General features: G+C 33.5%; 18 protein-coding genes. 17 read left to right on the top strand and 1 reads right to left on the bottom strand.

Features of this window, described 5'->3' with window-relative positions:
- Nucleotides 1-49: 49 nt before the first annotated feature.
- The 17 genes from SM9_RS12195 (at nucleotide 50) to idsA (ending at nucleotide 11789) form a co-directional block, all read left to right on the top strand.
- Nucleotides 50-589 carry a 30S ribosomal protein S4 gene (locus SM9_RS12195; RefSeq protein WP_058739653.1) on the top strand — a complete coding sequence of 180 codons (540 nt, stop codon included), beginning with the start codon at nucleotides 50-52 and terminating at the stop codon, nucleotides 587-589.
- 12 nt (nucleotides 590-601) lie between these two features.
- Complete coding sequence (locus SM9_RS12190) at nucleotides 602-994, top strand: 30S ribosomal protein S11 (RefSeq protein ID WP_058739652.1); 393 nt, start codon at nucleotides 602-604, stop codon at nucleotides 992-994.
- A 15-nt stretch (nucleotides 995-1009) separates the two neighbouring features.
- The gene (locus SM9_RS08055; protein ID WP_058740338.1) at nucleotides 1010-1834 is read left to right on the top strand and encodes a DNA-directed RNA polymerase subunit D; all 825 of its coding nucleotides are present in this window, start codon (nucleotides 1010-1012) and stop codon (nucleotides 1832-1834) included.
- A 3-nt stretch (nucleotides 1835-1837) separates the two neighbouring features.
- Nucleotides 1838-2203 carry a 50S ribosomal protein L18e gene (locus SM9_RS08050; protein WP_058739651.1) on the top strand — a complete coding sequence of 122 codons (366 nt, stop codon included), beginning with the start codon at nucleotides 1838-1840 and terminating at the stop codon, nucleotides 2201-2203.
- Nucleotides 2204-2219: 16 nt separating this feature from the next.
- Nucleotides 2220-2642: a 50S ribosomal protein L13 gene (locus SM9_RS08045; protein ID WP_083495925.1), complete on the top strand. Its 423-nt coding sequence runs from the start codon at nucleotides 2220-2222 to the stop codon at nucleotides 2640-2642.
- A gap of 18 nt (nucleotides 2643-2660) precedes the next feature.
- On the top strand, nucleotides 2661-3062 hold the full coding sequence (locus SM9_RS08040) for a 30S ribosomal protein S9 (RefSeq protein WP_058739649.1): 402 nt from the start codon (nucleotides 2661-2663) through the stop codon (nucleotides 3060-3062).
- A 50-nt stretch (nucleotides 3063-3112) separates the two neighbouring features.
- Nucleotides 3113-3283, top strand: a complete 171-nt coding sequence (locus tag SM9_RS08035; protein WP_058739648.1) for a DNA-directed RNA polymerase subunit N — start codon at nucleotides 3113-3115, stop codon at nucleotides 3281-3283.
- Nucleotides 3284-3340: 57 nt separating this feature from the next.
- Nucleotides 3341-3547, top strand: a complete 207-nt coding sequence (locus SM9_RS08030) for a DNA-directed RNA polymerase subunit K (RefSeq protein ID WP_058740337.1) — start codon at nucleotides 3341-3343, stop codon at nucleotides 3545-3547.
- Between the two features lie 128 nt (nucleotides 3548-3675).
- Nucleotides 3676-4920, top strand: coding sequence for a phosphopyruvate hydratase (gene eno / locus SM9_RS08025; protein WP_058739647.1), 1245 nt, complete (start codon nucleotides 3676-3678; stop codon nucleotides 4918-4920).
- 15 nt (nucleotides 4921-4935) lie between these two features.
- Nucleotides 4936-5130, top strand: a complete 195-nt coding sequence (locus SM9_RS08020; protein ID WP_058739646.1) for a 4Fe-4S dicluster domain-containing protein — start codon at nucleotides 4936-4938, stop codon at nucleotides 5128-5130.
- A 24-nt stretch (nucleotides 5131-5154) separates the two neighbouring features.
- Nucleotides 5155-5754 (top strand): 30S ribosomal protein S2, encoded by a 600-nt coding sequence (gene rpsB / locus SM9_RS08015; protein ID WP_058739645.1) that lies wholly within the window; start codon nucleotides 5155-5157, stop codon nucleotides 5752-5754.
- Between the two features lie 9 nt (nucleotides 5755-5763).
- Nucleotides 5764-6612, top strand: coding sequence for an AmmeMemoRadiSam system protein B (gene amrB, locus SM9_RS08010; RefSeq protein WP_058739644.1), 849 nt, complete (start codon nucleotides 5764-5766; stop codon nucleotides 6610-6612).
- Between the two features lie 8 nt (nucleotides 6613-6620).
- Nucleotides 6621-7583: a mevalonate kinase gene (mvk, locus tag SM9_RS08005; protein WP_058739643.1), complete on the top strand. Its 963-nt coding sequence runs from the start codon at nucleotides 6621-6623 to the stop codon at nucleotides 7581-7583.
- Nucleotides 7584-7588: 5 nt separating this feature from the next.
- Nucleotides 7589-8392, top strand: a complete 804-nt coding sequence (locus tag SM9_RS08000) for an isopentenyl phosphate kinase (RefSeq protein ID WP_058739642.1) — start codon at nucleotides 7589-7591, stop codon at nucleotides 8390-8392.
- Nucleotides 8389-9435 carry a type 2 isopentenyl-diphosphate Delta-isomerase gene (gene fni / locus SM9_RS07995; RefSeq protein WP_058739641.1) on the top strand — a complete coding sequence of 349 codons (1047 nt, stop codon included), beginning with the start codon at nucleotides 8389-8391 and terminating at the stop codon, nucleotides 9433-9435. The genes SM9_RS08000 and fni overlap by 4 nt, the downstream gene beginning before the upstream one ends.
- 7 nt (nucleotides 9436-9442) lie before the next feature.
- Complete coding sequence (locus SM9_RS07990) at nucleotides 9443-10786, top strand: RNase J family beta-CASP ribonuclease (protein ID WP_058739640.1); 1344 nt, start codon at nucleotides 9443-9445, stop codon at nucleotides 10784-10786.
- 10 nt (nucleotides 10787-10796) lie between these two features.
- On the top strand, nucleotides 10797-11789 hold the full coding sequence (gene idsA / locus SM9_RS07985; protein ID WP_058739639.1) for a short chain isoprenyl diphosphate synthase IdsA: 993 nt from the start codon (nucleotides 10797-10799) through the stop codon (nucleotides 11787-11789).
- A 24-nt stretch (nucleotides 11790-11813) separates the two neighbouring features.
- On the opposite strand, the gene SM9_RS07980 is transcribed toward idsA, so the two are convergent.
- Entirely contained in the window at nucleotides 11814-12485 is a 672-nt protein-coding gene (locus tag SM9_RS07980) for a hypothetical protein (RefSeq protein ID WP_058739638.1), read from the bottom strand.
- Nucleotides 12486-12511 lie beyond the last annotated feature (26 nt).

The following is a 12511-nucleotide window of genomic DNA, read 5'->3' as shown; positions in this document are numbered from 1 at the left end:
TAAACGCTATTTTTAATATAATTATTTATTTAGATAAGGAGATGTTTTAATGGGTCAACCTAGAAAATCAAGGAAAAAGTATAATACACCACCACATCCTTGGAACGCAGAAAGGATTAAAGATGAAAACAAATTAATGACTAAATACGGCTTAAAAAATAAAAAAGAAATTTGGAAAGCTGATACATTAGTTAGAAGATATCGTAGGGAAGCAAGATACTTACTCGGTTTCTCAACTGATCAAATGCAAGAAGAAAAATTAGAATTATTAGGACACTTAGCTAGAACCGGTGTTTTGCCTGAAAACGCTGCAATTGAAGATATCTTAGGTTTAACTGTTGAAGATATCTTAAGAAGAAGATTACAAACTATTGTATATAGAAAAGGTTTAGCTCGTACTCCTAAAGAAGCAAGAATGTTTGTTGTACATGGACACATAGCTTTAGATGGTAAAAAAATCAACTCACCAAGTTATGTAGTATTAAGAGGTCAAGAAGAAGAAATTGGATTCTATCGTTCTTCACCTGTAGCAAAACAAATTGAAGAGTACAACAATAATAAGGATAATAAAGCTAATACAGAAGAATAAAGGGTGTAATTTATGGCAAAAGATGAAAAATGGGGTATAGCTAATATTTACTCATCATTCAATAACACTATTATTACTGTAACAGATATTACTGGTGCTGAAACTATTTCCCAATGGTCTGGTGGAAAAGTTGTTCGTGCAGACAGACAACAATCTTCACCTTTCGCAGCTATGGCTGCAGCAACCAGAATAGCTGATGATGCTAAAGAAAAAGGATTTGTAGGATTACATATTAAAGTTAGAGCTCCTGGTGGAAACGGACCTAGAAGTCCAGGACCTGGTGCACAAGCTACTATCCGTGCTTTAGCAAGGGCTGGAATTAAAATTGGTAAAATTGAAGATATCACTCCAATTCCTCACGATGGTACTGGAAGACCTGGTGGTAAAAGAGGAAGAAGAGTATAATTGGAAGGGTTTAATATGGAGATAGAAGTAAAAAGTCAAAGCGATGATGAAATTGTATTCATTGTTCGTGATGCAGAAGTACCTTTTGTAAATGCTATTAGAAGGACAGCAATGGTTAATGTTCCTAAAATAGCTATTGAAGATGTGAATATTATTAAAAATGATTCTGCTATGTTTAATGAGGTACTTGCTCATAGGCTTGGTTTAACTCCTTTAGTGTCTGATTTGGATGCTATTGAAGGCTTATTATTGCCTGAAGATGATGGTTGGTATGAACCTCAAGGTATTGCATTCCGTTTAAATGAAGTTGGACCTAAGGTAGTTTATTCTAAGGATTTAATATCTTCAGACTCAAAAATTAAACCAGTATACGATACAATTCCTATTGTTAAACTTAAAGAAGATGAAGAACTTATTGTGGAAGCTTATGCAAAAGTAGGTTATGGTAAAAACCATGTTAAATGGATGCCAACCACTGTTTGTGCTTATAAACAATATCCGGAAATTACTTTCAACGATGAAGTAGACATTGATTATGACTGTGCTGATGCATGTCCAAGAGGTGTCTTAAAATCCGATAAAAGATCTAAAAACATTAAAATTTTAGACATTGAAAATTGTTCCATGTGTAAAAGTTGTGTAAGGTCTTCTATCAATCGTGCTGCTGCAAACGGAGCACCTGACAAAAGTTATATTAACGTAGGATATCGTGAAAATGATTTCATATTTAGAATTGAAACTGATGGATCAATGCCCCCTAAGGAAGTATTATTAACAGCTTGTGATAAGTTAGGTGAAAAAGCAGATAAATTTATCAGTTTTAGTGAGAAGGAGGAGTAAATAATGGTTAAGAAAATTATCAAAACTAATCCTAACCTTATTGAACTTATTAATAAACTTAATAAACAATCAAAAAGTGAAGATGCAGCTATTTGGAAAGATGTTGCTAATAGACTTTCAAGGTCAAATAGAAGAACTGCAGAAGTAAACTTATCTGATATTAATAGACATGCTGATGCTGATGAAACTATTTTAGTACCTGGTAAAGTTTTATCTAACGGTGAATTAGACAAAAAAGTAAATGTTGTAGCATTAAAATTCTCAGCTAAAGCACAAGAAAAAATTGAAAGTGCGGGTGGAGAATGCATCTCAATTGATGAGATAATCGAAACTAATCCTAAAGGATCAAACATTAGGATCATTGAATAAATAGGGTGTAAACATGATGATTATTGACGGAGAAGGATGCGTTTTAGGAAGATTAGCTAGTATTACTAGTAAAAATCTTTTAGAAGGCGAAGAAGTAGTAATTCTTAATGCTGAAAAAATTATGTTAACTGGAAACAGGGATTGGGCTTATGCTAAATATAAACAAAGAGTTGACAGAGCAAGTATATCTAACCCTCGTGATTTAGGTCCTAAATATCCTAGAAGACCAGATGATATATTTAGAAGAACTGTAAGAGGTATGTTACCTTTCAAAAAATCAAAAGGTAAAACTGCATACAAAGGATTAAAAGCATTTGTCGGCGTACCTGCTGAATATGCTGATGCAGAACTCCAAGCAGTTCCTGAAGCAGAATACAAAAATCTCAAAAAAGGTATTGAATTAGGGGAAATCTCCAAACTTTTAGGAGCTACCTTTTAGATAAATGGATGTGTGATTATGGTTAAAGTTATTCATACAAGTGGAAAACGTAAAACAGCTATTGCTCGTGGTACTGTTAAAGAAGGAACCGGTAAAGTTAGAATTAACAGAGTACCTTTAGAACTTTACTCTCCTGAGCTTGCTAATTTAAAATTACAAGAACCTTTAAAATTAGCTGGTGACTTAGCTAACCAAGTGGATATTAACATTCACGTTGTTGGTGGTGGAGTAATGGGCCAAGCAGAAGCTGCACGTATGGTTATTGCAAAAGGACTCGTCCAATGGTCACAAGATATGGATTTAAAAGAAAAATTCACTCATTACGACAGAACTATGTTAGTAGGTGACCCAAGACGTTCAGAACCTAAAAAATACGGTGGTCCTGGAGCAAGAGCACGTAAACAAAAAAGTTACAGATAATTTTATTCTGTACTTTTATATTTTATTAAAATTTATAAAAGATGATATAAATGATTCCTATAAGATGTTTAAGTTGTGGAAAACCTGTATCAGCTTACTTTGATGAATACAATCGTAGAGTGGCTGATGGTGAAAAATCTAAAGATGTTTTAGATGATTTAGGTTTAACAAGATACTGTTGTAGAAGAATGTTAATTTCTCATGTACAGACATGGGAATAAATTTTGCAGGTTGTAGGGATATTAAAAAAAATTACATTTGGTAAAATAAAAACTTTATTGGAAGTAATATTCATGGAAATGGAAGAATTAACAAGATTTGAACAAGCTAGACTTCTTGGGGCTAGAGCAATTCAAATATCTATGGGTGCAAAACCAAAAGTTGAACTTGGCGACTCCTTAGATCCTATTGATATTGCTTATAAAGAACTTAAAGAAGGAGTTTTACCATTAGATGTTATAAAAAATGAAGATTTGAATAAATAGTTTATCTATTTATTCTAATTAAATTATTAAAAAATAAAAATACCATATTGGCTCTATAAAGAAACTTACTAATTTTTAAGGACTATAGGTCGTGTGGTAATAAATCAACTGACACTGAGGTGTTTTTTTTGGATAGTGTAATAGAAGATGTCCAAGTTCGTAAAATCCTGGATAGCAGGGGAAATCCGACCGTTGAAGTAGATGTTACTACTTGGAATGGTTTTGGTAGAGCTGCTGCACCTAGTGGAGCGAGTACCGGTTCAAGAGAAGTGGTCTCATTTCCTGAAGGGGGAGTGGATGTTATCGTAAGCGAAGTTGAAGATGTTATTGCTTCAGAGCTTATTGGTATGGATGCGAATGACATTACTACTATCGATGAAGTATTAAGAGAAGTGGATGGAACTGGAAATTTGTCAGCTATTGGTGGTAATACTACTGTTGCTGTTTCTATGGCTGTTGCTAAAGCGGCTGCTGCTTCATCTAACATTCCATTATATAGATATTTGGGAGGTAATTGGGTTAATGAATTACCTTATCCTTTAGGAAATATGATGAATGGTGGAGCTCATGCAGGAATTAATGCACCAGACATTCAGGAATTTTTAGTTGTTCCTATCGGAGCAAAAAATATTGTTGAGGCAATTTTTGCCAATGCTTCAGTCCACAAAAAGTTAAAAGGTCTTATCCAATCTAAGGACTCCAATTTCACTGGTGGAAAAGGTGATGAAGGTGGATGGGTACCGAACATTACTAATGATAATGCTTTGGAAATTCAGGCTAAGGCATGTGAAGAAGTTGGTGATGAATTAGGTCTTGAAATTAGGCCTGCATTAGATATGGCTGCTTCTGAATTGTGGAATTCTAAAAAGCAGAAGTATCTTTATGCTCAGGATGGTGTCGAAAGGGATACTGGTGAGCAAATTGAATTTGTAAAAGATATTATTGAAACTTATAATATGTTTTATGTAGAAGATCCATTTGATGAATCTGATTTCGAAGGTTTTGCTCAGTTAACTTCAAAAGTTGGCAATAGATGTCTTATCTGTGGTGATGATTTATTTGTAACAAATAAAGAATTATTATTAAAGGGCATTGAAATGAATGCTGCAAATGCAATTATTATTAAACCAAATCAGATTGGTTCATTATCTGAGACTTATGCGACTGTTAAATTAGCTAAACAGCATAATATTGTGCCGGTAGTATCACATAGATCTGGTGAAACAACTGATGAAACTATAGCCCATTTGGCTGTTGGTTTTGCTTCACCAATGATTAAGACTGGGGCTATTGGTGGTGAAAGGATAGCTAAATTAAATGAATTAATACGCATTGAAGAGGAACTTCCAAATCCAAAAATGGGTCAATTTTAATAAGGAGATTTAAAAATGTCAAAAATAACTATTGATTATTCAAAATGTAGAGGCGATGACTGCGCTGAATGTGCTGATGTTTGTCCTATGGAAGTTTTAGTCCTTAAAGGAGATAAAATTGAAATAGTTGACCCTGATGAATGCAGTTATTGTGAAGTATGTATGGATGTATGTCCTGAAGAATGTGTAAAAATTGAAGATGACTTTTAAATAAACTATAAAGGAGAATTAAATATGACAAATGAATTATTAATTGAATTAGATAACTACTTAGCAGCAGGTTTACATATCGGAACCCAACAAAAAACTAGCGATATGGAAAAATACATATTCAGAGTAAGATCTGACGGTTTATATGTATTAGATATTCAAAAAACTGATGAAAGAATTAGACAAATCGCAAAATTATTAGCAAAATACAATCCTGATGACATTTTAGTAGTAGCTACAAGACAATACGGTCAAGCTCCTGTTAAAAAATTCGGTGAAATTACTGGTGCAAAAACTATTCCTGGTAGATTCATTCCTGGAACTTTAACCAACCCAAATTATGCTAAATTCATTGAACCAAAAATCATTGTTGTAACTGACCCAAGGTCAGATGCACAAGCAGTTCTTGAATCAAAACAAAATGGTATTCCAGTAATTGCATTATGTGATACTGAAAACTTACTCAGTTTTGTAGATATCGCAGTACCTGTTAACAACAAAGGTAGAAAAGCTATCGCTTTAGTTTATTGGTTACTTGCAAGACAAATTTTAAGAGAAAGAGGAGACATTCCTGAAGACGGTGACTTAGATATCGAAGCATCTGATTTCGAACTTAAATTTTAAGTGAATTGAATGTTAAGAAAACCTGCTGTAGATGGAACATTTTATCCGGATAATCCGGAAATGCTTAGAAAAACAATTGAAGATTGTTTTGTCAATGAATTTGGTGTAGGATTCATTCCAAAGCTAAATACTTTTGATGGGCTAGATTATCCTATAAATGTTATGGTTCCTCATGCAGGTTTTAAATATTCTGGTTCAGTAGCTTCGCATAGTTATTGTCATATAGTTCAAAATGGTTTTCCTGAAGTTTTTGTTATTTTAAGTCCTAATCATACTGGTTATGGAAGTGAAGTTTCAGTTTTCAATGAAGGGGAATGGATTACTCCATTGGGAAGTGTTAAAATTGACGAAGATTTTGCAAATTCAATAATTTCTTGTTCAAATGTGGCATCTGCAGATTTTGATGCTCACCTATTTGAACATTCTATTGAAGTTCAGCTTCCTTTTTTACAATATTTTTCTGATGATTTTACTATAGTGCCTATTGTTATGGGCTCCCAATCTTTTTCTGCTTCTAGCGATCTTGCAAAGGCAATTTTTGATTCTGCTGAAGAATTAAATAAATCATATTGTATTATTGCAAGCACTGATTTATCTCATTTTAATAATCAAGAAAAGGCAAATACCGTTGACGGATTTGTTTTAGAGGATATAGAACATATGAATGAATTTAAACTTTATGAAGAAGTTGTTCAGTATAACATAACCATGTGTGGTTATGGTCCGGTCATGACTACAATTGCCGTTTCTAAAATGTCCAACAAGCATAATTGCGATATTTTACAGTATAAAACAAGCGGTGATGTAACTGGTGATTTGACTTCTGTTGTTGGGTATGCTTCAGGTGTTTTTAAATAGGTGTCATTATGAAGGCTATTGCTTCTGCTCCGGCAAAAATGATTTTATTTGGAGAACATTCTGTTGTTTATGGTGAACCTGCTATTGCGGGTGCTGTAAATAAGAGAGCTTATGTTGAAATTAAAAAATCATATAATGATAAATCTATACTGAAATCTTATGATTTAAATTTTGAAGTTGAACTTGATACAAGAAATAAGTCATATATCTTAAAAAAAGGAAAACCGGGAATTATTAGATATATTTTAGAAGCTTTTTATAGAGTTCATGATCATAGTCCAATTGTAATGACTTTATCTTCTGAAATACCAATAGGTTCAGGATTAGGCTCTTCTGCAGCAGTCACTGTTGCAACACTGGCTGCATTATATAGATATCACAATATTCGTTTTAACAAGAAATCTCTTGCTCATGATGCGCATATGGTTGAACAGGCGGTTCAGGGTGTTGCATCTCCATTGGATACTTTGGTATCAACATATGGTGGGCTTGTTTATTTATCACGAAATAAAACTTTCGAACCATTTAGAGTTAATTTCAATGCTCCTTTTGTTGTGGGTTATACAAATAAACATGGTAATACAGGTAAAATGGTAAAGGATGTTAGGTCTCTTAAAAATAGAAATTCTAAAGTTATCAATCCGGTCATTACAGCCATGGGTAATTTAACCAATTATGCAAAACAGGCTATTCTTAAACAGGACTATAGCAAAATTGGTGAATTGATGAATATTAATCATGGTTTTTTAGATGTTTTGGGAGTAAATACTGTTGAATTGTCTCGTATGGTTTATGCTGCTAGGGAATGTGGTGCAATCGGTTCTAAAATCACCGGAGCTGGTGGTGGTGGAAGTATTATAGCACTTTGTCCTGGAAAATCCAAAGAAGTTGCGCGAGGCATTGCAAAAGAAGATAATGTATTACAGGTTAATTTTACCAAACGTGGAGTTTCTTCTAGAGTTCGTATGTGATTTTCATGATTATTTTAAAAATTGGTGGCAGTATTTTAACAAAGAAGGACGCACCTGAAAGTGAAGTTGATTCAGTTAATCTTAAAAGAATCGCTCTTGAGATAAAGAAATCTTTAGATAATTCTTCCAAGGAATTAGTTATTGTTCATGGTGCAGGTTCATTTGGCCATCCTCCTGCAAAAAAATATAAAATAGGACAATCTTTTGATAAAGATGAGTATCCTCAAAAAAGAATAGGTTTTTGTGAAATTCAGAATGCAGTTAAGAAATTAAACATGCTGATTTGCGAGGAATTCATATCTCATGGCTTGCCTGTGATTGCAGTTCCTGCCTCTTCATTCATAACAGCTAATTCTAAAAGGATTACTGATGGAAACTTAGATATTTTTAAAAAATATTTATCAAAAGGATTTATTCCAATAATTTATGGCGATGTTGTTTTAGATGAAGATTTGGAATTTTGTGTTATTTCAGGAGATCAAATTATACAATATTTGGCAAGTAATCTAAATCCTAGTAAAGTTGTTTTGGGTACTGATGTGGATGGAGTTTACAATAAAAATCCAAAAACTCATGATGATGCTGTTTTTTATGAAAGATTCTCATCAATTGAAGATTTGGATGCACTAGAAGGAACTACCAATATTGATGTAACCGGTGGTATGGTCGGTAAAATTAAGGAACTTTTATATTTGGCTGATTTAGGGATAGAATCTAAAATAATAAATGCTGAAATTGAAAATAATATTTATAAAGTTTTAGAAAATGATGATGTTAAGGGGACTGTTATTTCAAGGAGTAAAACATGATTTCTGATAGAAAATTGGAGCATTTATTAATTTGTAAAAATTATGATGTTGAATTTAAGAATAAAACTACAGGTTTTGAAGATATAGAATTAATTCACAATGCGCTTCCAGAAATAGATAAAAATGATATTGATTTATCCACATCTGTTTTTGGTAAAAAACTGGATTCTCCTTTATTTATAACAGCAATCACTGGAGGTCATCCTTCTTCAAAGGAAATTAATGAGCAGTTAGCTATTGTTGCTGAAGAAAACAATATTGCTTTAGGTGTTGGATCTCAAAGGGCAGCCTGCGAACATCCTGAATTGGAGGATACATATTCTGTTGTTCGTGATAATGCTCCCGACTGTTTGTTGATAGGTAACATTGGTGCACCACAATTAAATTTGGCTAATAAGGCAGTTGAAATTTTGGATGCGGATATTTTAGCTATTCATCTAAATCCTCTTCAAGAATCTATTCAGCCTGAAGGTGATTTAGATGCAAGAGGATATTTGGATTTAATTTCAAAAATTACTGATGCAGTTGATATTCCCGTAATGGCCAAGGAAACCGGTTGCGGAATATCTGGAGATACTGCAAGACAGTTAGCAGATGCTGGAGTTAGTTTTATTGACATTGAAGGTGCTGGCGGAACTAGTTGGGCTGCTGTTGAAACATATAGGGCTGAAGATAGATATTATGGTGAATTGTTCTGGGATTGGGGAATTCCAACTGCTATTTCAACTGCGGAAGTTGTAAATAATGTTGATATTCCGGTCATTTCATCCGGAGGTATAAGATCAGGTCTTGAAGCTGCTAAAGCTATTGCTCTTGGAGCAGATAGTGTTGGTATGGCATTACCATTTTTAAAAAAATCAATTTCACATGAAGAATTAACTCAATTTATTCATAAATTCAATGACTCTTTAAGAATAGCCATGTTTTTGGTTGGAGCAAATAATATTGAAGAATTAAAACAATCAAAATTAGTTGTACGCGGAAAAACAAGAGAATGGCTTAATGAACGAGGAATTAACACTAAGAATTATTCAAGGAGATAGGAAACATATGAGCGTTGAAGTAATCGCAATAGGGGGATATCAGGAAGTCGGTAAAAACATGACTGCTGTCAAGATTGGCGAAGATGTTGTTATTTTTGATATGGGTATTCATCTTGACAGAATAAGTATGCATGAAGATACGGATATTGACAGAATGCATAGCCTAGATTTAATTGAAAGAGGGGTTATTCCTGATGATACCTTAATGAAAGATGTAGACGGTAAGGTAAAGGGAATAGTATTCTCTCACGGTCACTTGGACCATATTGGGGCTGTAGCTAAATTGGCTCATAGATATGATGCTCCGTTGATTGGAACACCATATACGGCCGCATTAATTGAAAAACAAATTAAGGGTGAACGTAAGTTCAAAGTAAAAAATCCAATCAAGGTATTAAATCCTGGAGGAAAAATTAAGCTTTCAAAAAATATTACTTTGGAATTTGTACAATCAACCCACAGTATACCTCAGGCAGTATTTCCTGTATTGCATACTCCTGAAGGTATTATTGTTTATGCACTTGATTTTAAATTTGATAATCACCAAAAAGTATCTCCTCCACCTGATTATAGGAGATTGAAAGAATTAGGTAGAAAAGGAGTTTTGGTTTTAATTGTAGAGACTACTAATGCTAAGAACTTTGATGAGGTAAAAACACATTCCGAACGTATTGCTCGCAATATCCTGGAGGATGTGATGAGAGGTCCACTGCATGAAAAGACAGGTATGATTGTAACCACATTTTCATCACATGTGGAAAGAGTTCAGGCAATTGCAGACATTGCTAAAAAATCCCACAGAGAAATATTTTTCCTGGGCAGATCTATGGAACGTTTCTGCGGAATTGCACAAAAGCACGGAATTTTGAAATTACCAAAAAATGCTAGTATTTATGGAAGTCCAAAAGCTGTTAACAGAGCTTTAATGGAAGCTGATGAAGCTCGTGATAAATATTTGCTTGTAACTACTGGTCACCAGGGTGAACCTGATGCATTGTTGCCAAGGATAGCTAGTGGAAGAACTCCATTCAATATTAAACCTGGAGACAATGTCATTATTTCAGCACCTATTATTCCTAATCCAACAAATGCTGCAAACAGACATATTATGGAAAGGAGATTGCAATCAAAAGGTGCTAGAATTTATCCAAATGCTCACGTTTCAGGACATGCTGGAAGAGAAGATCACAGGGAATTTTTACGCATGTTAAAGCCACAGCATATCATTCCTGCACACGGAGATTTATCCATGCTTGCAGCTTATGGTGAATTGGCTGAAGAGGAAGGATATAGAATTGGTTATGATGTTCATATTTTAAGAAATTCACAAGCACAAGTTTTTAAAAGTTAGGAGAGATAATATGAGTGATGTTAAAGAAATTTTAGGTAGTTATTCATCTGATATTATTGGCACAATAGAAGATGAATTAGATGTTATTACTCCAAATAACCTTCAAGAAGCATCAATTTATTTAACTAAAGCTGGCGGTAAAATGCTTAGGCCGGCTTTATCTTTAATAACTGCTGAAGCTGTTGGAGGCCAAAAAGAAAATGCACTTAAGGCAGGTTCTGCAATAGAACTTATTCATACATTTTCATTAATTCATGATGATATCATGGATGACGATGACATGAGAAGAGGAATGCCTTCAGTTCATAAAGTCTGGGGTGAAGACGTTGCAATTTTAGCAGGTGATACATTATTTTCAAAAGCATTTGAAATTATCATCAATTCTGATAAGGAATTAACATCTCATGCACAAATTAATAATGCATTAGCTGCTGTTGCCGATGCATGTGTTAAAATCTGTGAGGGTCAAGCTCTTGATATGGGATTCGAAAATCGTTTTGATGTAACTGAAGATGAATACATGGAAATGATTTTCAAAAAAACTGGTGCATTAATTGCTGCCGCTACAAAAGTTGGAGCTATCATGGGAGGAGCTTCTGATGAAGTGATTGATGCAATGTATGAATATGGAAGACTAATTGGTCTTGCTTTCCAAATCCAGGATGATTATCTTGACCTTGCCAGTGATGAGGAAACATTGGGTAAACCAATTGGATCAGACATCGGAAAGGGTAAAATGACCATCATTGCAATCAATGGTCTTTCTTCTGCAGGTGATGATTCTGAAAAATTATTGGAAATTTTAAAAGATGAAAATAATTCACAAGCAGATATAGATTTAGCTATTGAAATTTTAACAAAATGCGGTGCAATTGAATATGCAAGAAATCTTGCACAAGATTCCGTAGACCAAGCAAAAGAAGTACTTGAAATATTACCTGATTCTTCAAGTAAACAAGTACTTTCCGACATTGCTGATTTTGTATTAGAAAGACATTCATAAGTTCTTTCTATTTTTTTATTTTTTTTAATATTCAATTAATGATGGATATTTTGATTCTTGCTTTTCACTTTCCTGGTTATTTGTATTGTCCTGTGATGGTGTATTAATATTTTGATTATTGCTGTTTTGATTATAGCTTTGTTGGGATTGGGATTGCTGAGTATTTGTTTCGGAAGGAGCATTATCTCCTGAAACATCACCTTCTGAGGTTGAAGTTGAATTGTCTGTAGTATTGTTGCTATTCATATTCAGGTTATTTGCTTTTTTAAATTTCACGCTGCCTGATACTTTTTTTAATAAATCCAAATTGCTTGATGTAATCAGTATGGCATCTCCAGTATTTTGGTTTTCAATGAATATTGAATATGTGCCGCTTGTTTCATCATGATAAATATTATCTTCAATTTTTTTCGAATTTTTAATTTGTTCTTCATAAATTGATTTAATTTCACTATTGTTTGCAGATTTCTGATGAGTGATATTTAAATTTCCTGATTTAAATGAATACTTGGAAACACCACCGTTCATATGTTCCATTGTGTTGTTTTCATTTGGAACTTCTATAGTACAGCTATTGCTTATTCTGAGGGTAGTATAATCACCAGTATTTGAATTAACAAATATATATGCTGTTAAACAAGCAAGTATGGCTATAATTAAAACAATTAAAATGATTAAAATTTGCTTTTGTTTCATAATAATCATTTTATTTTTCAATATAT

Source organism: Methanobrevibacter millerae, assembly GCF_001477655.1.
Taxonomy (GTDB): domain Archaea; phylum Methanobacteriota; class Methanobacteria; order Methanobacteriales; family Methanobacteriaceae; genus Methanocatella; species Methanocatella millerae_A.
The sequence above is the reverse complement of the archived record's forward strand: the minus strand, read 5'-3'. Positions and strand labels throughout refer to the sequence as shown.